At 68.7% G+C, this 21,194-nt stretch carries 22 protein-coding genes; 9 read left to right on the top strand and 13 right to left on the bottom strand.

Features of this window, described 5'->3' with window-relative positions:
- Positions 1-201: 201 nt before the first annotated feature.
- Together I4Q42_RS23640 and I4Q42_RS23635 are read right to left on the bottom strand one after the other, a co-directional pair.
- The gene (locus tag I4Q42_RS23640) at positions 202-1,110 is read right to left on the bottom strand and encodes an Hsp33 family molecular chaperone (protein ID WP_198578553.1); all 909 of its coding nucleotides are present in this window, start codon (positions 1,108-1,110) and stop codon (positions 202-204) included.
- Between the two features lie 226 nt (positions 1,111-1,336).
- Positions 1,337-2,635 carry an amidohydrolase gene (locus I4Q42_RS23635; protein ID WP_198578552.1) on the bottom strand — a complete coding sequence of 433 codons (1,299 nt, stop codon included), beginning with the start codon at positions 2,633-2,635 and terminating at the stop codon, positions 1,337-1,339.
- A gap of 120 nt (positions 2,636-2,755) precedes the next feature.
- On the opposite strand from I4Q42_RS23635, the gene I4Q42_RS23630 reads away from it, so the two are divergent.
- The 4 genes from I4Q42_RS23630 (at position 2,756) to I4Q42_RS23615 (ending at position 5,019) form a co-directional block, all read left to right on the top strand.
- Entirely contained in the window at positions 2,756-3,475 is a 720-nt protein-coding gene (locus I4Q42_RS23630) for an NUDIX hydrolase (RefSeq protein ID WP_198578551.1), read from the top strand.
- Positions 3,476-3,477: 2 nt separating this feature from the next.
- Complete coding sequence (locus I4Q42_RS23625; RefSeq protein ID WP_198578550.1) at positions 3,478-3,918, top strand: DUF6265 family protein; 441 nt, start codon at positions 3,478-3,480, stop codon at positions 3,916-3,918.
- An 81-nt stretch (positions 3,919-3,999) separates the two neighbouring features.
- Positions 4,000-4,167: a 50S ribosomal protein L33 gene (gene rpmG / locus I4Q42_RS23620; RefSeq protein WP_004620056.1), complete on the top strand. Its 168-nt coding sequence runs from the start codon at positions 4,000-4,002 to the stop codon at positions 4,165-4,167.
- Between the two features lie 90 nt (positions 4,168-4,257).
- Positions 4,258-5,019, top strand: a complete 762-nt coding sequence (locus tag I4Q42_RS23615; RefSeq protein ID WP_198578549.1) for a glutaminyl-peptide cyclotransferase — start codon at positions 4,258-4,260, stop codon at positions 5,017-5,019.
- A gap of 172 nt (positions 5,020-5,191) precedes the next feature.
- Here the strand turns inward: I4Q42_RS23615 and I4Q42_RS23610 are convergent, their stop codons facing one another.
- A complete protein-coding gene (locus I4Q42_RS23610) occupies positions 5,192-6,559 on the bottom strand; it encodes a PleD family two-component system response regulator (protein WP_198578548.1) in 1,368 nt (455 codons plus the stop codon).
- A 6-nt stretch (positions 6,560-6,565) separates the two neighbouring features.
- On the bottom strand, positions 6,566-6,934 hold the full coding sequence (divK, locus tag I4Q42_RS23605; RefSeq protein WP_029916211.1) for a cell-cycle response regulator DivK: 369 nt from the start codon (positions 6,932-6,934) through the stop codon (positions 6,566-6,568).
- Between the two features lie 122 nt (positions 6,935-7,056).
- Between divK and I4Q42_RS23600 the strand changes: the two genes are divergently transcribed.
- The 4 genes from I4Q42_RS23600 to I4Q42_RS23585 all read left to right on the top strand — a co-directional run bounded on the left by I4Q42_RS23600 (position 7,057) and on the right by I4Q42_RS23585 (position 9,949).
- Complete coding sequence (locus I4Q42_RS23600) at positions 7,057-7,713, top strand: hypothetical protein (protein ID WP_198578547.1); 657 nt, start codon at positions 7,057-7,059, stop codon at positions 7,711-7,713.
- Complete coding sequence (locus I4Q42_RS23595) at positions 7,710-8,966, top strand: DNA polymerase IV (protein WP_198578546.1); 1,257 nt, start codon at positions 7,710-7,712, stop codon at positions 8,964-8,966. The genes I4Q42_RS23600 and I4Q42_RS23595 overlap by 4 nt, the downstream gene beginning before the upstream one ends.
- Before the next feature lie 115 nt (positions 8,967-9,081).
- The gene (locus I4Q42_RS23590) at positions 9,082-9,648 is read left to right on the top strand and encodes a hypothetical protein (protein ID WP_232793384.1); all 567 of its coding nucleotides are present in this window, start codon (positions 9,082-9,084) and stop codon (positions 9,646-9,648) included.
- Between the two features lies 1 nt (position 9,649).
- Positions 9,650-9,949 carry a winged helix-turn-helix domain-containing protein gene (locus I4Q42_RS23585; RefSeq protein WP_198578544.1) on the top strand — a complete coding sequence of 100 codons (300 nt, stop codon included), beginning with the start codon at positions 9,650-9,652 and terminating at the stop codon, positions 9,947-9,949.
- Between the two features lie 36 nt (positions 9,950-9,985).
- Here the strand turns inward: I4Q42_RS23585 and rodA are convergent, their stop codons facing one another.
- The 7 genes from rodA to I4Q42_RS23550 form a co-directional block, all read right to left on the bottom strand.
- Positions 9,986-11,143 (bottom strand): rod shape-determining protein RodA, encoded by a 1,158-nt coding sequence (gene rodA, locus I4Q42_RS23580; RefSeq protein ID WP_198578543.1) that lies wholly within the window; start codon positions 11,141-11,143, stop codon positions 9,986-9,988.
- A complete protein-coding gene (gene mrdA / locus I4Q42_RS23575) occupies positions 11,140-13,176 on the bottom strand; it encodes a penicillin-binding protein 2 (RefSeq protein ID WP_198578542.1) in 2,037 nt (678 codons plus the stop codon). Before mrdA ends, rodA begins: the two co-directional genes overlap by 4 nt.
- A gap of 4 nt (positions 13,177-13,180) precedes the next feature.
- A complete protein-coding gene (locus I4Q42_RS23570) occupies positions 13,181-13,690 on the bottom strand; it encodes a hypothetical protein (protein ID WP_198578541.1) in 510 nt (169 codons plus the stop codon).
- On the bottom strand, positions 13,687-14,805 hold the full coding sequence (mreC, locus tag I4Q42_RS23565) for a rod shape-determining protein MreC (RefSeq protein WP_198578540.1): 1,119 nt from the start codon (positions 14,803-14,805) through the stop codon (positions 13,687-13,689). The genes I4Q42_RS23570 and mreC overlap by 4 nt, the downstream gene beginning before the upstream one ends.
- A gap of 48 nt (positions 14,806-14,853) precedes the next feature.
- A complete protein-coding gene (locus I4Q42_RS23560; protein ID WP_056761599.1) occupies positions 14,854-15,897 on the bottom strand; it encodes a rod shape-determining protein in 1,044 nt (347 codons plus the stop codon).
- Positions 15,898-16,369: 472 nt separating this feature from the next.
- On the bottom strand, positions 16,370-17,248 hold the full coding sequence (locus I4Q42_RS23555; protein ID WP_198578539.1) for a DMT family transporter: 879 nt from the start codon (positions 17,246-17,248) through the stop codon (positions 16,370-16,372).
- Positions 17,245-17,829 (bottom strand): O-methyltransferase, encoded by a 585-nt coding sequence (locus I4Q42_RS23550; protein WP_198578538.1) that lies wholly within the window; start codon positions 17,827-17,829, stop codon positions 17,245-17,247. The genes I4Q42_RS23555 and I4Q42_RS23550 overlap by 4 nt, the downstream gene beginning before the upstream one ends.
- Positions 17,830-17,954: 125 nt before the next feature.
- Here I4Q42_RS23550 and I4Q42_RS23545 point away from each other — a divergent pair, with 125 nt between their 5' ends.
- Complete coding sequence (locus tag I4Q42_RS23545) at positions 17,955-18,428, top strand: hypothetical protein (RefSeq protein WP_198578537.1); 474 nt, start codon at positions 17,955-17,957, stop codon at positions 18,426-18,428.
- Between the two features lie 44 nt (positions 18,429-18,472).
- Here the strand turns inward: I4Q42_RS23545 and I4Q42_RS23540 are convergent, their stop codons facing one another.
- Together I4Q42_RS23540 and I4Q42_RS23535 are read right to left on the bottom strand one after the other, a co-directional pair.
- A complete protein-coding gene (locus I4Q42_RS23540; protein WP_198578536.1) occupies positions 18,473-20,062 on the bottom strand; it encodes a 2-isopropylmalate synthase in 1,590 nt (529 codons plus the stop codon).
- 246 nt (positions 20,063-20,308) lie between these two features.
- The gene (locus I4Q42_RS23535; RefSeq protein WP_198578554.1) at positions 20,309-21,022 is read right to left on the bottom strand and encodes a TVP38/TMEM64 family protein; all 714 of its coding nucleotides are present in this window, start codon (positions 21,020-21,022) and stop codon (positions 20,309-20,311) included.
- Between the last annotated feature and the right edge of the window lie 172 nt (positions 21,023-21,194).

The following is a 21,194-nucleotide window of genomic DNA, read 5'->3' as shown; positions in this document are numbered from 1 at the left end:
CGCTTGTGTAGGACTCGGGGATGAGCGACGGGCGACCCTCGGCGCCGCTAGCCCCTACTCCCCCCCCGATAACGGGGGTAGGTGGCGGGCTGGGTTTACGCAGGGTGAGGGTGGGGGCGAGTTCAAGCTCGGCGCCCCGTCACGCCCCCTCCACCGCTTCGCGGTCCCCCTCCCCCGTGTCACGGGGGAGGAAAATCGGTCTCACGCCTCGCCGTCGGGCTCCAGCGCGTAGACCCGCGAGCAGTATTCGCAGGTCACGTGGATCTTGCCGTCGGGCTCGATCATCTCGGCCTTCTCCTCGGGCGAGAAGGACTGCAGCACCACGCCGATCCGGTCTTCCGAGCAGCGGCAGAAGGCGCGCAGCGGCTTCTCGTCGATCAGGCGCACGCCGTCCTCGTTGAACAGCCGCCACAGCAAGGTCGTGGTCGGCACGCTCGGATCGATCAGCTCATCCTCGCCCGTGGTCTCGAACAGCGCCTGGGCGTGGTTCCAGGCCTCCTTGGTCTCGCCGCGCGTCTCGTCGCCGGCGATGGTCTGGATCAGGATGCCGCCGGCGCGCCAGCTCAGGCCCTCGCCGGTGTCGGCCTGGCCGACGGCCAGGCGCACGCGGGTCGGGATCTGCTCGGACTGCATGAAGTACTGCTCGGCGCACAGGGCCAGGCTCTCGCCCTCGATGGCGGTGACGCCCTGGTAGCGCTCCATGTCCGGTCCCTGGTCGAGGGTCATGATGAACACGCCGCCGCCCAGCAGGGTCTTGGCGCCCGGACGCACGAAGCCTTCCGAGACGGCCGCCACCTCGTCGGCGTCGAACCGGCAATAGCCGCGCAGGCCGCCGGTGGTGTCGTAGTCGACCACGACGTAGCGCACCGGGCCGTCGCCCTGGGCCTGGACGATCAGCCGACCCTCGAACTTCAGGCTCGACCCGACCAGGGCAGCCAGCGCGCAGGCCTCGCCCAGCAGGTTGGCGACGGGCTCGGGATAGGCGTGGCGGGTCAGGACTTCGTTCACGGCCTCGCCAAGCCGCACGACGCGGCCACGCACGGGCAGGCCTTCGATCTGGAAGGCGGAAACGAGGTCGTCGGACAGGGTTTGGGGGGCGGCGTCGGTCATGGGGCGGTTAGATAGGCGCTTTGGTGGAAAATCCAACCTCTCCTAAATTCACCCCCTCTCCCCCTGTGGGAGAGGGTGGCCCGCGAAGCGGGTCGGGTGAGGGGTCGCACGAACAGAACCGCCGCGACGGCTGTTCAGCTGTCGCGGCGTTCGATGTTTGAGAGACCCCTCATCCGTCGACTGCGTCGACACCTTCTCCTGCAAGGGGGAGAAGGAAGCCGTGGCCTTACTTCCGCGCCAGGTAATCCAGCGCCATGAACACCTCGGCCTTCACGCCGGTCTCCAGCACCGCCTCGTCAATGTCGAAGTACGGCGAGTGGTTAGCCGGCGCGCCGGCGGCGGGGACGTCGGCCTTGCGGCCGCCGAGCTGGACGAACACCGCCGGGACCTTCTGGCCATAGAGGGAGAAGTCCTCGGCGCCGGTGATCAGGGCGGCCTGGTCGTCGACCTTGCCGGGCGAGGCCTTTTCCAGCGGAGCCTTGACCCACTTCGACAGGGCCGCGTCGTTCCAGGTGACCGGATAGGGCTGGGTGAACACCGCCTCGGCTTTCGCGCCATAGCGGTCGCCGATGGCGGCCACGGCCTTCTGGGTCTTGGCGATCACCTCGGCCTTACGCTCGGGCGTGAAGGTGCGCAGGGTGCCGCTCATCACCAGGTCTTCGGGGATGATGTTGTTGCGCACGCCCATATTGATGGTGGCGATGGTCAGCACCGTGGGCGAGGTCCCGACGTCGATCTGGCGGGCGGCGATCTGGTTCAGCGCCTGGATGATGTCGGCCGAGACGCTGGCCATGTCGATGCCGGCCCAGGGCCGCGCGCCGTGGGTCTGCTTGCCCTTCACCGTGATCGTGAGGCGGTCGGCGCCGGCATAGAAGCCCTCGGGGCGGTAATTCATGGCGTTGGCGTCGCCAGGGCCGATATGGACGCCGAAGATGGCGTCGACCTTGGGATTGTCGAGCGCGCCGTCGGCGATCATCAGCTTGGCGCCGCCTTCGTCGCCCGCCTGGGGGCCTTCCTCGGCCGGCTGGAAGATGAACACCACCGTGCCGGCGATGTCGGCCTTCATGCCGGCCAGCACGGTAGCCGCGCCCAGCAGCATGGCCACGTGGGTGTCGTGGCCGCAGGCGTGCATGACGGGGACGGTCTTGCCTTCCCAGGTGGCGGTGGCCTTGGAGGCGAACGGCAGGCCGGTCTTTTCCAGCACCGGCAGGGCGTCCATGTCGGCGCGCAGGGCCACGACCTTGCCGGGCTTGCCGCCCTTCAGCACCCCGACGACGCCGGTCTTGCCGACGCCCTCGCGGACCTCCAGGCCCAGGGCCTTAAGCTCCTTGGCCACCAGGGCGGCCGTGCGGACCTCCTGGTTGCCCAGTTCCGGATGCTCGTGGACGTCGCGCCGCCAGGCCACGACCTTGGGCTGGACGACCTTGGCCGCCGCCTCGACCTTGGCCGTGTTGGAGGCCGCGAAGGCGGGCGTGGACAACACGGCCGCCAGGGCCAGAACCGAAACCGTCACGCGCACGCCCATACCCGACTCCTAGAGAAGACTTTGAGGCGAGCTTGGCGGTTCCTCTGGCCGGGTCAAGGCCGGGCGCGCCTTCCCTAAGGAACGGCTTTGCAGAAGCGTCACGAGGTCTAAGCTCAAGCCATGACCGAGCCCGCATTCGACTCCAAGGACGACGGCGAAGCGCTGGACCCCAGTTCCGGCGTCATCCGACCGCGCCACGCCGCCACGGTGATCGTGGTGCGCGACGACGGCCCGGCGCCGCGCGTGCTGATGGGCCGGCGCAATCGCGGCCACGCCTTCATGGCCAGCAAGTGGGTATTTCCGGGCGGCCGCGTCGATCGCGGCGACTTCGACGCCCCCTCGGCCAGCGAGCTTTCCCCCGATGTGGCCGAGCGCCTGGCCAAGCATCCCCGGCACGCCTCGCCCGCCCGTCTGGCCCGGGCCCTGGCCCTGGCGGCGGTGCGCGAGACCTTCGAGGAGACCGGCCTGCTGCTGGCCAAGGCCGCCCCGCCGCGTCCCGGCGCCGCGGCCTGGCGGCCGTTCCTGGCCCAGGGCGCCCTGCCGGACCTCGCGCCGCTGAGCTTCGTGGCCCGCGCCATCACCCCGCCCTATCGCCCGCGCCGCTTCGACGCCCGCTTCTTCATGGCCCCGGCCAGCGCCCTGCTAAGCCTGGAGCGCCAGCCCGACTGCGGCGAGCTCGACGAGATCGCCTGGGTGAGCTTCGACGAGACCCGCGACCTCGACCTGCCCAGCATCACCCGCATGGTGCTGCGCGAAACCGCCCAGCAGATGAAGGACCCGGCCCGCCCGGCGCCGTTCATGCGGTTTCTGCGGGGCAACGCGGTGATGACGGAGCTCTGACCATGCTCGCCCTCCTCCTCGCCCTGCAGACCGTCACCGCCCCGATCGACCAGGCCGCCTTCCTCGCCGGATGCTGGAGGCAGGACCAGCCCAATGGCGTGGTCGAGGAGCAATGGCTCGCCCCAGGCGGCGGGATGATGCTGGGCATGAGCCGCACGGTGCGCGACGGCAAGGCGCGCGGCTGGGAGTTCACGCGGATCCAGGTCGTCGACGGGCGACTCACCTTCATCGCCCTGCCCTCGGGCCAGCCTGAAGGCGCCTTTCCGCTGAAGAGCGCCGCCGACGGCGAGCTGGTGTTCGAGAACCCGGCCCACGACTTTCCCCAGCGCGTGATCTATCGCCGCCAAGGCCCGGACGGACTTCTGGGCCGCATCGAGGGCGAAATCGACGGCAAGGCGCGGTCGATCGATTTCCCCTACAATCGATGCACAAGCGGCAATTGACTTTGCCCCGTTCATGAGTATGTTCCGCGCCTCTCATTTCGACCGCGCGGGGACCTGCGCGATTACCGCAGGGATTCGACCATGGCCAAACCGGCTTCGATCAAGATCCGCCTGAATTCGACGGCGGACACCGGCTTCTTCTACGTCACCAAGAAGAACGCCCGCACCAAGACCGAAAAGATGGTGCTGAAGAAGTACGACCCGGTCGTGCGCAAGCACGTCGAATTCCGCGAAGGCAAGATCAAGTAAGATCGCCTCGTCGCACCGACGATTCTCGAAAACGCCCGGCGGCAACGTCGGGCGTTTTTGTTTTTCCGGACCTGGTTCTAGGATGCCCGCGTGATCGTTCGCCTCGCCCTCGCCTTCTCCGTCCTCGCCGCCCTGCCCGCCTGCTCGGCTCCCGAGCCGCCGCCGCACACCCAGGGCTACGAGATCGTCCGCACCTATCCGCACGACCGCCAGGCCTTCACCGAGGGCCTGCTGTTCCGCGACGGCCAGCTCTATGAGAGCACCGGGCTGGAGGGCCGCTCGTGGGTGCGCCGGGTGGCGCTGGAGACCGGCGCGGTGCAGCAGCAGGCCGACATGGACCCCAAGTATTTCGGCGAGGGCATCGTCGACTGGGGCGACAAGCTGGTCCAGCTGACCTGGAAGGACGGCGTCGGCCTCGTGCGCGACCGCGCCACCTTCGCCGTCAAGTCGACCTTCAACTATGCGGGCGAAGGCTGGGCCCTGACCCGCGATGATCGCCGCATCATCATGAGCGACGGCACGAGCGAACTGCGGTTCCTGGATCCGGAGACCCTGAAGGAGACCGGCCGGATCAAGGTCACCGAGTACGGCCAGCCGGTCGACCAGATCAACGAGCTGGAATTCATCAAGGGCGAGGTCTGGGCCAACATCTGGCAGACCGACCAGATCATCCGCATCGATCCCAAGACCGGCAACGTGCTGGGACGCCTCGACATGTCGGGCCTGCTGACGCCGCAGGAGGCCAGCCGCGCCGACGTGCTCAACGGCATCGCCTACGACGCCAAGGGCGACCGCATCTTCGTGACCGGCAAGTTCTGGCCGTGGTTGTTTGAGATCAAGGTGGCGAAGTGATCCCTTCTCTCTGAGGGAGAAGCCCCCCCCCTTTCAAAAGTCATCGCCCGCTTCATGCGGGCGACCCAAGCCGACTTGGCCACATCCTGACACGCAGCTTGGGTCGCCCGAACAAGTCGGGCGATGACTTTCTATCGATGGAGCTTGTCTAAGCTGGGGCGGTAGCCGACGGCTAGGCCGCCGCCTTGCCCACCACCGCGTTGCGGCCCGAGGCCTTGGCCTCGTAGACGCCGCTGTCGGCGCGCTTGAGCAGGGCTTCGGGGGTGTCGCCGGCCCCGGCCGTGGCCGAGACCCCGACCGAGATCGTCACCGTCAGCAGCTCCTGGCCGCCAGCCACGCGGAACGGCGAGCCGGCCACGTGCATGCGGATGCGCTCGGCGATGCGCACGGCGTCCGCCATCTGGGTGTCGGGCATGATCACCGTGAACTCCTCGCCGCCGAAGCGGCAAGGCAGGTCGATGGCGCGGACGTTCGAGGCCAGGCGCAGAGCGAACTCGCGCAGCACCTCGTCGCCGACGTCGTGGCCGAAGCCGTCGTTGATCTTCTTGAAGTAGTCGATGTCGATCATCAGCGCCGACACCGGATCGCCGCCCATGCTGGCGCGGTTGACCAGGGCCGACAGCTGGCCGGTCATGTAGCGGCGGTTGTGCAGGCCGGTCAGCGGATCGGTGACGGCCAGCTCCAGCGAATGGTCGAGATTGTTGCGCAGATAGTCGGTGTAGCGCTTCAGCCGCACCTGGGTGCGGGCGCGGGCGGCCAGCTCCTGCGGGTCGATCGGGCGCGGCAGCACGTCGTTGACGCCCAGGTCCAGCGCCTTGACCATCCGCGGGCGGTCGTCGGGATCGACCACGGCCAGGATCGGCAGGTGGCGGGTGCGCTCGCTGGAGCGCAGGGTGGCGGCGAAGCGCAGGCCGTCGAAGCCGCGGGCGGCGGCGTTGACGATGACCAGGTCCACGGGGCCGCTGGCGCTGACCTCGGCCTTGGCCGGGTCGGTTTCGACCACCGGACGGTGCTCGACCGCCAGTTCGGTGGCCACGCGCTGGGCCTGGCGTTCGTTGTCGTCGACGATCAGCACCCGGCCGCCGATGCCGTCGAGGCGGGTGGCGGCGCCGGCGATCACGCCGATGCGGCGGCCCGAGGCCTCGCGCTGGCGCAGTTCGTCGATGACCATCTTCAGGCGGGTTGAGCTGCGCACGCGGGCGAACAGCATGACGTCGTCGATGGGCTTGGTCAGGAAGTCGGCGGCGCCGGCTTCCAGGCCCTGGATGCGGTCGGCGCGGCCGTCGAGCGCCGTGACCAGCACCACGGGAATATGGCGGGTGGTGGGGTCTTCCTTGAGCTTGCGGCAGACGGTGAAGCCGTCCATGCCGGGCATCATCACGTCGAGCAGGATGATGTCGGGCAGTTCCTCGGCCGCTTTCGCAAGGGCGGTCGGGCCGTCATAGGCGAAGGAGACCTGATAATACTCGGCCGAAAGCTTGGCCTCGAGCAGGCGCACATTGGCCTCGATGTCGTCGACGACGAGGATTCGCGCGCTCACGGCCTGTTACCTCTCCAGCAGTCGGCGAATGGTGTCCAGGAAGTGCGACACCGAGATGGGCTTGGAGATGTAGGCCTCGCAGCCGCCCTCGCGAATCCGCTCCTCGTCACCCTTCATCGCAAATGCCGTAACGGCGACGACAGGGATATGTGACAGATCGTCGTCCTCCTTGAGCCACTTGGTCACTTCCAGGCCCGAAATCTCGGGCAGCTGGATGTCCATGAGGATCAAATCGGGGCGATGTTCGCGGGCGATCGACAACGCCTGCAGGCCCTCGCGGGTCTGCAGGGTCTCATAGCCCTGGGCTTCGAGCAGGTCATGAAACAGCTTCATGTTCAGCTCGTTATCCTCGACGATGAGGACCTTCTTCGTCATCCTGACCCCGACCATACGGTCCGTGGCGACACGTGAGGGATTCGCGTCGCTTCTTCATCCTCAGATCGCACGAATATCCTTAAGCCCGCGCTAATCGCGTTACCAACCACCGATCGCAGATCATGGACCCCTGCTTTTCAGACCTTAAGGCCTGCACGCTCGACAAGCACAAGCCGCTCGTCATCGTGGACGTCGACGAAGTGCTGGCCCAGTTCATGGCCGGCTTCGGAACGTTCATCGAGAGGCATGGGTTCGAGCTGCGCGTCGATCGCTTCGCCCTGTTCCAGAACATCTATCGCCCCGGCGAGACCGAACACCTGGACCTGATCGCCGGCCGGGCCCTGTTCGACGACTTCTTCCGTGACGGCGGCGAGGATCTGCTGCCGGCCGTGGGCGCGGCCGACGCCCTGGCCGACCTGTCGCTGCAGGCGAGCGTCGTGATCCTGACCAACGCCCCCGAACACGGCCGCCAGACCCGGGCCAGGTGGCTGAAGACCCACGGCTTCGACTATCCGCTGGTGATCAATTCCGGACCCAAGGGCCCATCGGCGGCCGAGCTGGCCGGACGGGTCGAGGCCCCGGCGGTGTTCATCGACGACCTGCTGCCGCAGTTGGAATCGGTGGCCGCCAGCGCCCCAAACGTCCGCCGCTTCCAGATGGTGGCCGACGAGCGCCTGCGCCCCCTGGCCCCCAGCGCCCCCGACCGTCACGCCCGCTTCGACCTGTGGCCAGACCTGAAGGTCGCCCTCCGCGAGGCGCTGGCGCTCGACGGGCGATGAAAGCGCTCTGCCGGGATTGTCTGTGGACCGGCGACCGCAAGGCGCCGCGCTGCCCGGCCTGCGGCTCGCCGCGCACGGTCTTCCACGAGGAGCTGGGCGCCCTGTCGATGGCCCACCTCGACTGCGACGCCTTCTACGCCTCGGTCGAAAAGCGCGACGATCCGTCCCTGCGCGACAAGCCGGTGATCGTCGGCGGCGGCAAGCGCGGCGTGGTGACCACGGCCTGCTACATCGCCCGGATGAGCGGCGCGCGCTCGGCCATGCCGATGTTCAAGGCGCTGCAGCTGTGCCCCGACGCCGTCGTCGTGAAGCCCAACTTCGCCAAGTACAAGCACGAGAGCGCGCTGATCATGGCGCGCCTGTCCAGCCTGACGCCACTGGTCCAACCGCTGTCGCTGGACGAGGCCTGGATCGACCTGTCGGGCACCGAGCGCCTGCACGGCGCGCCGCCGGCCGTGATGCTGGCCAAGGTGCAGCAGCAGATCGAGGCCGAGCAGAACCTGACGGTCTCGGTCGGCCTGGCCCCCAACAAGTTCCTGGCCAAGATCGCCTCGGAGCTGGACAAGCCGCGCGGCTTCTCGGCCATCGGGGCTGCGGAGGCCGTGGCGTTCCTGGCCACCAAGCCGGTGTCGATCCTGCCGGGCGTGGGGCCGGCGACGGTGACGACCCTGGCCGGCCTTGGCCTGCGCACCGTCGGCGACATCGCCAATGCCGACCTCAAGACCCTGGCCCAGGCCCTGGGCACCGGCGGCCTGCGGCTGCACCGGCTGGCCCACGGCCAGGACGCCCGCGCCGTCGATCCCGACAGCGTGCGCAAGACCATCAGCGCCGAGACCACCTTCAACGACGACCTGTTCCGCCGCGAGGACCTGGAGGACCAGCTCTGGCCCCTGTGCGAGAAGGTCGCCCGCCAGGTGCGGCGCGAAGAGGTGGCCGGCCGGGTGGCGACGCTGAAGCTGCGCACGCCCGACTTCAAGATCCACACCCGCCGCCGCACCCTGCCCGTCCCCACCCAGACGGCCCAGACCCTGTTCCAGGTGGCGCGCGAACTGCTGGCCGCCGAGCCGGCCGGCCGCTCCTATCGCCTGATCGGGGCGGGCCTGACCGAGTTCGTCCCCGCCGCCGGCGCGGCCGACGACTTCTTCGCCGGAGATGAGCGCCGGGCCCTGAAGAGCGAGACCGCCATCGACGCCCTGCGCGGCAAGTTCGGCCAGGGCGCCGTGGTCACGGGCCGGGCGCTGAAGAGCCGCTGACGAAAGCGAGCCGCCTCTCGGCCTAACGCAACACTCAGAGAACTCTGTTTGACAGAGTTACCGATCCAATGCACTCTGCATCACAGAGGGCTCTGAATGCCCCATGGAGGATGTGATGGTGCTTTCCAAGAGCGAGGCCGCCGCGGCGCTGGCCGAAATCGACACGACGACCCGACGCAACGGGCTGCTGAAGGGCTACCGGATCGGCGGACCGATCCTGATGCTGTGGAGCGTGGTCTGGGCGCTGGGCTATCTGAACATGGGCCTGCTGGCGCCCCATTGGTGGGGCTGGACCTGGCTCGGGCTGGACGCGGTCGGGGTGATCGGCACCGTCCTTCTAGCCCAGCGCGGGCAGCGCCAGGCCGGCGTCGGCGCTCAGGGCGGTCCCAACAGCCTGCGCATGCTGGGCGGCATGGCCGTGGTCATGATCTTCGTCTCGGCGGTGTTCGCGGTGCTACGACCGACCGATCCGGCCGGCTACGTCGCCTTCCCCGGCCTGCTGGTGGGCGTGATCTATGCGGGGGTCGGGGTGTTCTTCGCTCGCCGCTACCTGCTGATCGGCGCGGTGATGTTCGCCCTGACCCTGATCGGCTTCTACGGCTTCAAGGAGCACCTGGCCTTCTGGATGGCCAGCGCCAGCGCGGCGTTGTTCGTCAGCGGCGTCTGGCTGTGGAGGGGCTGAGATGGCGCAATCCGACGACCTGATCCACCAGCCCCTGCGCCTGAAGATCATGGCCGCCCTTTATGCCGAACGGGCCGCCGAGCCGCTGGAATTCTCGCGGCTGAAGACCATCACCCAGGCCACCGACGGCAATCTGGGCAGCCATCTGACGGCGCTGGAAAAGGCCGGCTATGTCGAGATCCTCAAGGATCACGTCGGCAAGCGCCCCCGCACCCGCGCGGCGGTGACCCAGGCCGGGTCCAAGGCCTTCCGCGGCCACGTCGCCTATCTGCGCGAACTGGTCGAGGGGATCGAGGAGTAGGCAGGCGCGACGGGGCGAGCTTCGCCCCGTCGCGTCCTACATCAGCGAGCCCTTGCCGCTGGTGACTTCGGTGTAGCGGTGAACGCGCACGGCCAGGACCAGGCCGAAGCCGATCATCACCGTCATCATCACGGTGCCGCCGTAGGACAGCATCGGCATGGGCACGCCCACCACCGGCGCCAGGCCCATGACCATGGCGCCGTTGATCAGCACGTAGAGGGCGAAGGTGGCCGTCACGCCCGAGGCGGCCAGCCGTCCGAAGTGGCTATGGCTGATCGAGGCGATGCGCAGGGCCATGAAGATGACGATGCCGTAGAGCGACAACACCCACAGGCAGCCGACGAAGCCGAACTCCTCGGCCAGGGTGGCGAAGATGAAGTCGGTCTGCTTTTCGGGCAGGAAGTTCAGCTGGCTCTGCGAGCCCAGGCCAAAGCCCTTGCCCAGCAGGCCGCCAGAGCCCAGGGCGATCTTCGACTGGTAGATGTGGTAGCCCGAGCCCGACTGGTCGGCCTCCGGGTTCAGGAAGGTCAGCACCCGCTTGCGCTGGTAGTCGTGCAGCACGAACAGCACGAACGGCGGGATGGCCACCAGGGCGCCGACGACGCCGGTGGCGATCACCCGCAGCGACAGGCCGGCCAGCACGACGATGGCCAGGCCGGTCATGGCGATCAGCATGGCGGTGCCGAGGTCGGGCTGGTGGGCGACCAGCAGCACCGGCGCGCCGATCATCGCCGCCGGGATCAGGAGGCGCCAGGACAGCCGGGCGCTGTCGGCTGACAGGCCGTGATAGTAGCGGGCCAGGGCCAGCACGACGCCCAGCTTCATGATCTCGGACGGCTGGAAGCGGAAGCCGCCGATCGACAGCCAGCGCTGGGCGCCCAGCGACACGTCGCCGATCGCCTCCACCGCCACCAGCAGCAGCAGGCCAATGCCGTAGACGGGATAGGCCAGGGTGAACCAGACGCGCAGGTCGATCATGGCCAGCACGATCATCATCACGAAATAGAGGCCGAAGCGCAGCAGGTGCTTGTCGGCCCAGGGCTCCCACGAGGCCCCGGCGATCGAGAACAGCATCAGCGCCCCCGAGCCCGCGATCAGGCACAGGAGCAGGCAGAAGGTCCAGTCGATCTCCATGAACTTGATGATCGGCCGGTCGCGCTCGCCGGGCCGGGACAGGCCGCCGCTGAGGGTCATATGTGGCCTCCTGGCGTGCCGGCGGGCGGGGCGGTGACCTCGGGCGGGGGCGGCGCGCCCTCCTCCGGCTCTTCGGGAGCCGCGCCCTCGACCACGCCGTCGACGGTCTCGACCGGCGCTTCGGGCAACGGCATCGGCTTTTCGATACGGGCGCGGATCTCCGGATCCTTCAGCAGGGCCACGCGCATCACTTCGCGGGCGCGCGGGGCGCCGGCGGTGGCGCCGCCCATGCCGCCGTGCTCGACGATGACCACCACCACGTAGCGCGGCGCGTCATAGGGCGCGAAGGCGACGAACAGGTTGTGGTCCTTGAGCTTCCACGTGTAGCTGGCGTTGTTGCGGGTCTTGACCTTGTCGTAGCTGCGGACCTGCGCCGTGCCGGTCTTGCCGGCCATCTGCACGTCGCCCAGGCCCAGCTGGCTCTGGCGATAGGCCGTGCCGCGCACGTCGTTGGCCACGGCCGCCATGCCGCCGCGGACGTATTCCAGGTGTTCCTTCGAGAACGGCAGGTCGGGCACGGCCGCGCCGCTGGGCTGCTCGACGCCGCCCACCGACTTGACCAGGCGCGGAACCAGGGCCTTCTGGCCGTTGGCCAGGCGCGCGGTCATCACGGCCAGCTGCAACGCGTTGACGTTCAGAGCCCCCTGGCCGATCCCGTAGCTGGGCGTCTCGCCCGGAAACCAGATCTGGTTGGCCGGATTGCGCTTGAAGGCCCGCTTCTTCCATTCGCGGTCGGGCACCAGGCCCTTCTTCTGGCCAGGAATGCCGATGTCGAAAGTCTGGCCGAAGCCGACGGCGCGGGCGGCGTTGGCGATGGCGTCGGGGCCGATCTTCAGCGCCGTCTGGTAGAAGTAGATGTCGCACGAGTTCTTGATGGCGTCGTGCATGTTCTGGGCGCCGTGGCCGCCCTTCTGCCAGCAGCGCCAAGTGCGGCCACCGTAGTACCAGCTGCCGCCGCAGCTGATGCGGACCTCGGGATCGATGCCGGCGGCCAGGGCCGCCAGGCCCACTGTCGGCTTGAAGGTCGAGCCGGGCGGATAGGTGCCGCTCAGGGCCTTGTCGAGCAGCGGCTTGCGCTCGTACTCCGACAGCGCCTTGTACTCGGCCCCGGACAGGCCCTTCACGAACCGGTTGGCGTCGAAGCTGGGGGCCGAGACCATGGCCAGCAGGTCGCCGTTGCGGCAATCCATCACCACGATGGCGCCGCTCTCCTCGCCCATCACCTCGAGGGCGCGGTTCTGGATGTCGGCGTCGAGGGTGAGGCGCACCTCCTTGCCCGGGGTCGGCGGGATGTCGCCGGCCGGGTCGAGGCTGACCACGCGGCCCTGGGCGTCGACCTCGGCCTTGATCGCCCCCGCCCTGCCGCGCAGGTCGAGATCGAAGGCCTTCTCCACGCCCTGGCGACCGATGCGGAAGCCGGGATTGTGCAGCAGTTCCTGGTCCTGGGTCGGATCCTTGCGGGCCGCCTCGACGTCCTTGTCGGACACCTTGGCGACATAGCCAATGACGTGGGCGAAGGCGCCGCCGAACGGATAGACCCGCACCTCGCCCATGTCGGCGCTGATGTTGGGCAGCTCGGGGGCGCGGATATTGATCCGGGAGAACTCCTCCCAGCTCATGTCTTCCATCACCACCACCGGCGCCTTGCGCGGGGCGTTGTTGATTTCCTTGAGCAGGCGGGCCCGGCGCGAGCCGTCGATCGGCACCAGGGTGGCCAGGTCGTCGAGGGTGGCCTCGACGTCCATGCCCTTCTCCTTGATCACCATAAGGCGGAAGTTGGGGCGGTTAGAGGCCAGGGCCACGCCGTTGCGGTCGAGCACCAAGCCGCGCGGGGGCGGCACCAGGCGGTAATTGAACTGGTTGCCGGCCGAAAGCTTCTGGTAGCGCTGGGCCTCGACCAGCTGCAGCTGGGCCAGGCGGCCGGTCAGGGTCAGCAGGCCCGCGCCGGCCAGGCCGCCCAGCAGGAAGGCCCGGCGGTGGAAGACCCCCTGCCGCTCGTTGACCTCGAAGAAGAAGATCGACGGTTCGCTCATCGCCTCACCGGAACCGGACGTCGGCGTCTTCGAAGCGATCGATCAGCCGATGCGCGAAGGGAAACAGCAGGGCCGTGACCAGGAACTGCCAGAACACCGCCACCAGGCTGGGCATGGCCAGGCTGTCCATCATCGTGAACAGGAAGCCCGCGGCCATGGTGATGGCGCAGGCGCCGGCGTACCAGGCCCACATCATCGGCCGGCTCTGGCCGGTCAGCATGTTGCGGCCCGCCAGCACCGAGGCGTAGGCGACCAGCAGCGACAGGCCCCACAGGCCGGTCGGGCCGCCCCAGAAGGTGTCGAGGAACAGGCCCAGCAGCAGCAGGGCGAACGGAGCCAGGATCGAAGGCCGGATCACCGCCCAGGCGAAGGCCGGCACCATGGCGAACACCGGCTCGGGCAGTTGCAGGCCCCACATGCGGATCGGCGCGGCGAACGCCAGGGTCGCCAGCACCACGAACAGCATGGGGACGCCCAGCCAGCGCCCCGGATTGAGGGGCCGGGCGCCGGTCATTGCGGCGTCCTGGCCGGGGCGGCGGCCGGCGGCGTGGTCGTGGTGGTCGGCTTGGGCGCGGCGGGCCTGGCGGCGGGCGGCTTGGCGACCGTGGGAGCGACCGCTCCCGCCGTCGTCGGCTTGGGCGCGACGGTCCCGGCGGGCGTGGTCGCCGAAGCGCCGGCGGCCGGCGCCGGGGTCGCCGGCTTGGCCGGGCCCAGCATCGAGTCCTGCGGGTTCTCGGTGATCACCGGCGGCAGCACCTTGGCGGCCAGGGCCTGCTGGTCGGCCAGCTGAGCGAAGTCCTTGAACAGCAGGATGCGGACGTAGTCGATCGAGGCGCTGTCGGCGAACAGCACCACGCGCCAGCGGCCGTCCAGGCCCTTGACGGCCGCGCCCACCGGCAGGCCGCGCGGCACCACGCCGCCGTCGCCCGAGGTGACGACCCGGTCGCCAGCCTGGATCGGGTCGGCCCCGCGCAGATAGTCCAGCTTGGGATTGGGGCCGCCGTCGCCGGTCAGGATGGCGCGGGCGTTGGTGCGGTCGATCATCACCGGCGTGCGCGAAGCGATGTCGGTCAGCAGCAGCACGCGGCTGGCGCCGGGCGCGACGCCGACGACGCGACCGACCAGGCCGCGCTCGTTCATCACCGGATTGCCGACGACGACGCCCTTTTCCTTGCCGGCGTCGGCCAGGCGGGTGTTGGCGAAGGGGCCGCGGCTGTCGGCCACCACGCGGGCGGCGGCCATCGGGATCGGCGGATCGGTCTTCAGGCCCAGCAGAGACTTGTAGCGGTCGTTCTCGTCGACCAGGGCCAGGTACTTGTCGCGATAGGCCCGCATCTCCTGAAGCTCGGCCTTCAGGCGGGCGTTCTCGGAACCGGCGAAGAAGTAGTTGCGCACCGCGCCGACGCCGACGCCGGTCCAGCGGCCGGGCGCGGCGATGACGCCGCTGACCGGCTTGGCCACCGTGTCGACCGTCTGGCGGGTGACGCCGTAGGCCTGCTGCTGCAGGGTCTCGCGCCGATCGGCCAGGAGGAAGGCCACCGCGATCACGACCGCGACGATGAGCGCCACGGCCGCGGTCCAGGTGAGCGGCACTTTCAGGTCGCCGAGCGGACCTTCACGAAAGGGCACGAACTGTTCTCCTGGCGCCCCCCGGCGCCGATGCGGATTGTACTAGGCTTAGGCCAGGGTCGACTCGAGGACGCCCTTCATCCACTTGGGATGCTCGAGCACCTTGCCGCAGCCGAGCGCGACGCACGACAGCGGATCGTCGGCCACGGTCACCGGCAGGCCGGTGTGGTCGCGGATCTCGGCGTCCAGGCCGCGCAGCAGCGCGCCGCCGCCGGTCAGCATGATGCCCTTGTCGGCGATGTCCGAAGCCAGTTCCGGCGGGGTGGCTTCCAGGGCCACCTTCACGGCCTCGACGATCTGCCCGACCGGTTCGGCCAGGGCGTCGGCGGCCTGCTTTTCGCTGATGCGGACTTCGCGCGGCACGCCCTGCATCAGGTCGCGGCCCTTGACGTCGATCGACAGGCCTTCGCCGTCGGCCGGCGCGCGGGCGGTGCCGATTTCCTTCTTGATGCGCTCGGCGGTCGTTTCGCCGATCAGCAGGTTATGGTGGCGACGCATGTAGCTGATGATCGCCTCGTCCATCTTGTCGCCGCCGACGCGGACGCTGCGCGAATAGACGATGCCCGACAGCGACAGCACGGCCACCTCGGTGGTGCCGCCGCCGATGTCGACGACCATCGAACCGGTCGGCTCGTGGATCGGCAGGCCGGCGCCGATCGCGGCGGCCATCGGCTCGTCGATCAGGCCGACGCGGCGGGCGCCGGCGTTCAGGCAGCTGTCGTTGATGGCGCGGCGTTCCACGGCGGTGGCGCCCGACGGCACGCACACGATCACCTTGGGGTTCACGAAGCCCTTGCGGTTGTGAACCTTGCGGATGAAGTACTTGATCATCTCTTCGGCGACTTCGAAGTCGGCGATGACCCCGTCGCGCATCGGGCGGATGGCTTCCATGTGGCCCGGGGTGCGGCCCAGCATCTGCTTGGCCTCGATGCCGACGGCGTGCACGATCTTGCGACCGCCGACATTGCGCAGCGCAACGACCGACGGCTCGTTCAGCACGATGCCCTTGCCCTTCTGGTAGATCAGGGTGTTGGCCGTGCCCAGGTCGATGGCGATGTCGTTCGAGATGACGCCGAAGAGGGAAGAGAACATCGAAAACCCTGACTGAGGGGTAGAAGGGGCGAGACGTCGGACCGCGGAGAACCGCGGGTGAGGAGCCTTTCCCGTCGGAGCCGACGGAACAGGCGAGAAAAAGGCTCCTACTGCAAATCAGGAAGAGGACAACATGATTCCCCGCGTACGCGGATCATCGCCTCGACCTGCCCTGCGCCTTCCTGCGGCGACGGGAGCGCAGCCGCCGGGCCGCGCCGTCGTCCAACCACCGGAAGAGTGTGGGAGACGCCGCCCGTTTGCACCGCGAAAGCGTTGATATCAAGGTCTATTCGCCAAGCCTTCTCACCTGTTTCAAACTCGTGAGCGAAGCGGCAGGGGGAACGCATAAACGTGGCGAAAACTGGGGCGCGACAGCCGAAAGTGTTCAGCGGTTTCGGCGCCCGTCGCGCCCCCGCTTCAGAATAGGGCCTGTTTTTCCATTTTCGGATCGAGATCCGAAAATGGACAGGCCCTAGCCGAGGGCGGCCATGATGACTCCGAGCGCCGTGACCACCCCGGCGAGGATCTGAAACAGAGTCAAACGTTCCGCGAACAGCCTGCGGCCCGCCAGGGCGGCCAGGGGGATCTCGACCACGCCGACCGCCCTCACCGGCCCCACCGGCGACAGCGCCATGGCCGTGAACCACAGGCCCGAGGCGGCCGCGCCACAGAAACCCGCGCCCAGCGACTTGCGCCATGCGGCCAGCACGGCGACCACGGCGTCGGGGTTGCGGACCAGCAGGATCGCCGTCAGCACCACCGACTGGATGGCTTGCACCACCATCACCGTGACGAAGGCCGAAAAGGCCAGATGCGCGGGATCGAAGGTCAAAGAGGCCTGGCGGAAGCAGTTGGCGCTGAGCGAGAACATCGCCCCCGCCCCCAGCCCGGCCAGGGCCGCGCCGCGCTTCATGGTCACCGGACCGCGCGGCCAGGACAGCGCCGCCAGACCCGCCGTGGCCACCAGGCCGCCGGCCCATTGCAGGCCGCTGATATGGTCGCCGAACAGCACCGCGCCCCAGATCAGGGCGAACGGCAGGCCGCTCTGCTGCAGGGCCGTGCCCAGGGCGAAGGACGAGCGCTGCATGGCGACCAGCAGCGCCGCCGTCGCCGCCATCTGCAGGCCCGCGCCGGCGAAGGCGCCCAGCCAGAAGCGCATCGTCAGATGCGCCTGAGGGTCCTTGGTGACCAGGAACGCGATCGCGGCGAAGACGATCGCGAACGGCAGGCCGAACAGGAACCGCACGAGGGTCGCGCCCCAGGGGCCGGCCCCGCCCATCACCGAACGCTGCGCCGCGTTGCGAGCGACCTGAAGGCCGGCGGCGGCGATGGTGATGGGGATCCAGATCATGCTGCTCTCTTCGCCGCCACCAGGACGCCCGAGGCCCAGTCCATGCCGACGATGGCCAGGCGCGGATCGCTGGCCAGGCGCAGCACCAGGTCATCGACCCGCGCCTGGTGGCCTTCGGGCCAGTTCGGCTGGGGCGACATGTCGTCGACCACGTAGATCCCGCCGACCTGCAACAGGCGCAGCGCGTCTTCCAGGCCCTCGTACTTGCCGGGAATGGCGTCTGCGAAGATCAGGTCGAAGCCGCCGTCATTCTGGCCGGCCAGATAGCTCGCGCCGTCCTCGGTCACGAAATCGACCCGCGGATCTTCGCCCAGCACTTCGCGCGCCACGGCCTGGACCTCAGGGTCGTTGTCGACAGTGGCCAGGCGCGCGTCCTCGTCCATGCCGTCCAGCAGCCAGGCGGTCGCCAGGCCCGTGCCCGTGCCCATCTCCAGCAGCGCCTTGCGGCCGACGGCAAGCATGCGAAGCATTTCGCCGATGCGCGCCTCGGACGACATGTCGAAGCCGGCCTCGATCGTACGCATGGCGATCTCGTGCCAGCGCGGCGGCGAGGCGACGCTGCCTTCCAGGGTCGAGCTCATGGGTTCGGCTCCTTTATGCCGCCCTTACGCCGGCGGCGGGTTTACGAATAGCGCCCTGACGCGGCGGGGCGTCAGAACAGCGGGGTTGGCGCACTTAAGCTGCGTTCCCTAACAAGGTGTTCACCATGTCTGCCCATCCGCTTCGTCAAGCCGCGCAGTTTCTGCTGGGCGTTCCGACCGAGGGGATCGACCCGACGCTCGACCGCATGCTCGAGCTCGCCCAGGCCACCCCGCTCTGCTTCGTCGCCGTCACCGGCCCCGACGCCGCCCAAGCCATGGGCCAGTTGTGGCGGCGCGGCTACCAGCGCGTCGAGATCGCTCGACGAGCGACCTGTTCGGCGGCGGATGAACGCAACGACGTCCTGCTGGTCATGGGCTGCCCCACGGCCGACGACATGCGTGCGGTCGCAGCCTCCACCCTGGGCCTGCTACGCCCGGGCGGAGTGATGGTGATCGATGTCGGCGCCGTGGTGAACGCGGAGGACCGCCTGTCTCTGTGCGACGGCTTGGCCCAACTGGGCCTGGACGTGCAGCCTCAGGCGCACCTCGCCGCCGAGATCCTGGCGACGCGTCGCTGGGGCTGGCGCAAGGCGGCCTAGAGCCGCCCTGCCCCGTCAGCTAGTAAACAGGTGAGGCGCTAGCCTCAGAACCCGCTGGCGATGGCCGCCGGCGCGCTCTTTTCCTTGCGGGCGAAGAGGTTGTTGAGGGCGTTGACGTACGCCTTGGCCGAGGCCGTGAGGGTGTCGGTGTCGGCCGCCGCGCCGGTGGCGATGCGGCCGTCCTCTTCCAGACGCACCGAGACCTGGGCCTGGGCGTCGGTTCCTTCGGTGACCGCATGCACCTGGAACAGGCGCAGGGCGGCGCTGTGCGGCACGATCTTGTGGATGGCGTTGAACACGGCGTCGACCGGACCATCGCCCGAGGCCTCGGCGCTCTTGGGCTGGCCGTCGACGTCCAGCGTCAGTTCGGCCGACTGGCCTTCGGTGCCGGCCACCACGCGCAGGTGCGAGACGCGGATCTTCTCCGAGCCGCGCGCCAGGGCGTCGTCGACCAGGGCGATGATGTCGTCGTCGTAGACGTGCTTCTTGCGGTCGGCCAGATCCTTGAAGCGGCCGAAGGCCTCCTTCAGGGCGTTCTGGCCCAGCTCGTAGCCCAGGTCCTTCAGCTTGGCGCGGAAGGCGTGGCTACCCGAGTGCTTGCCCATGACCAGGCTGGACGGCGCCTGGCCGACCGATTCCGGGGTCATGATCTCGTAGGTCTCGCGGTTCTTGAGCATGCCGTCCTGGTGGATGCCGCTCTCGTGCGCGAAGGCGTTCTTGCCGACGATGGCCTTGTTGTACTGCACCGGGAAACCGGTGATGGCCGATACGTAGCGGCTGGCGCGGGTGATGTGGGTGGTGTCGATGCCGGTCTGGAAGGGCAGCTTGTCGCCGCGCACCTTCAGGGCCATCACCACCTCTTCCAGCGCGGCGTTGCCGGCCCGCTCGCCCAGGCCGTTGATGGCGCACTCGATCTGGCGGGCGCCGCCCTGCACGCCGGCCAGGCTGTTGGCCACGGCCAGGCCCAGGTCGTTGTGGCAGTGGGTCGAGAAGATCACCTTGTCGGCGCCCTCGACGTTCTGGGTCATCCAGTTGAACAGGTCGGCATATTCCGACGGATAGGTGTAACCCACCGTGTCGGGCAGGTTGATCGTCGTGGCGCCGGCCTTGATGGCGGTCTCGATGGCGCGGCGCAGGAACTGGCGGTCGCTGCGGGTGGCGTCCTCGGCCGACCACTCGACGTCGTCGCGCAGGTTGCGGGCGTGGGTCACCGAGCGGGCGATCACGTCGATGACGGCGTCCGGCTCCATCTGCAGCTTGTGCTTCATGTGCAGGTCGGAGGTGGCGATCACCACGTGGATGCGGCCGCGCTGGGTCGGGCGCAGGGCCTCGGCGCAGCGGTCGATATCGACCTGGTGGGCGCGGCACAGGCCGGCGATGGTCGAGTTCTTGACGATCTTGGCGATCTCGTTGACCGACTGGAAGTCGCCGTTCGAGGCGATCGGGAAGCCGGCCTCGATGATGTCGACCCCCATCTCCTCGAGGATCTTGGCCAGTTCCAGCTTTTCTTCCAACGACATCGAGGCGCCGGGCGACTGTTCGCCGTCGCGCATGGTGGTGTCGAAGATGACGACATTGTCGCGGCCCGGCGCGATCTTGGAATCAGCGGCGACGGGCGAGATGGGGGCGGTCATGAAGGTGTCTTTCGCGAGGTCCGGAGGGCTGAAGGGCGGTTCACCCCTGAGCGACCGGCCGCGACGATACGTACGCGCGGCTAGACGGACGCCCAGGGGCGGCTAAGCCCCAGCGCAAGGAGAAGAAGATTGTCGCGTTCGCGGCACATGACGGATTGTTTAGCGAACCGCGCCGAATCCAGCAAGCCGTTTGCTCGCGACACGGGCATTTCGCCGCGCGCGGGGTAATAAATACCCCAGACGCCATTATTGGTCGGCTTGTTCTTCCTTGGCTTTCAGCCAATTGCGGGCGACCCAACCCGCGCCGATCCAGATCGCGGCCGCGACGACCAGCATCACGATGTGCTGCACGCCCCCGCCCCGCATCGCCTGGACGATGGTGTTGCCCGCGAAGGCGGTCAGGGCGATCTTGGGGATGATCCCGATGGCGGTGCCGGCCGTGAAGTCGCGCACCTTCATCGGCGTGACGCCGGCGGCCATGTTGACGACGATGAACGGCGCGGACGGCACCAGGCGCACGATCAGGCTGGCCAGGAAGCCGTTCTTGCCGATCAGCTTCATGAACTTGTGGACGCCTTCGCCCGGCAGGCTGGCCAGCATCTTGCCGCCGAACGCCCGGCCGACCCAGAAGCCGACCAGCGACGAGACCAGGGTGCCGATCCAGCTGTAGGCCAGGCCCGTCCACGGGCCGAACGCCACCACCGCCGCGGCGATCAGCACGAACTGCGGCACGCCGACGAAGGCCAGGGCCGCGAAGGCGCCGACGGCGACGGGCAGGGCCCAGGGGCCGTGGGCGGCCGTCAGCCACTGCTCGACCGTGGTCTCGCCGTTGAGGCCCAGCAACTGGGCGCCGAACAGGAAGACGATCCCCACCCCGCCGAACAGCACGAAGGAGACGGCCACCGCGCGCCAGGCGCGGGCGTCCATGTTGGTGAAGAAGTCGATGAGACGGCGGATGATCACGGCCCTTGCCTCGCGCATGGCTATCGCGGGGTCAAGCGCCGCGATGGCGTCAAAAGCGTGGCCGTTGTGCATCGACGGGAAAAGTTCGCCCCCGCGGCGGGCGCCGAGCGCCCGGATTCCCGCGTGGCGACTTTGACGTTGCGATAACGTCGTATACCAACGCCAGTTA

It is taken from the genome of Caulobacter hibisci, assembly GCF_016135805.1.
GTDB classification, from domain to species: Bacteria; Pseudomonadota; Alphaproteobacteria; order Caulobacterales; family Caulobacteraceae; genus Caulobacter; species Caulobacter hibisci.
The sequence above is the reverse complement of the archived record's forward strand: the minus strand, read 5'-3'. Positions and strand labels throughout refer to the sequence as shown.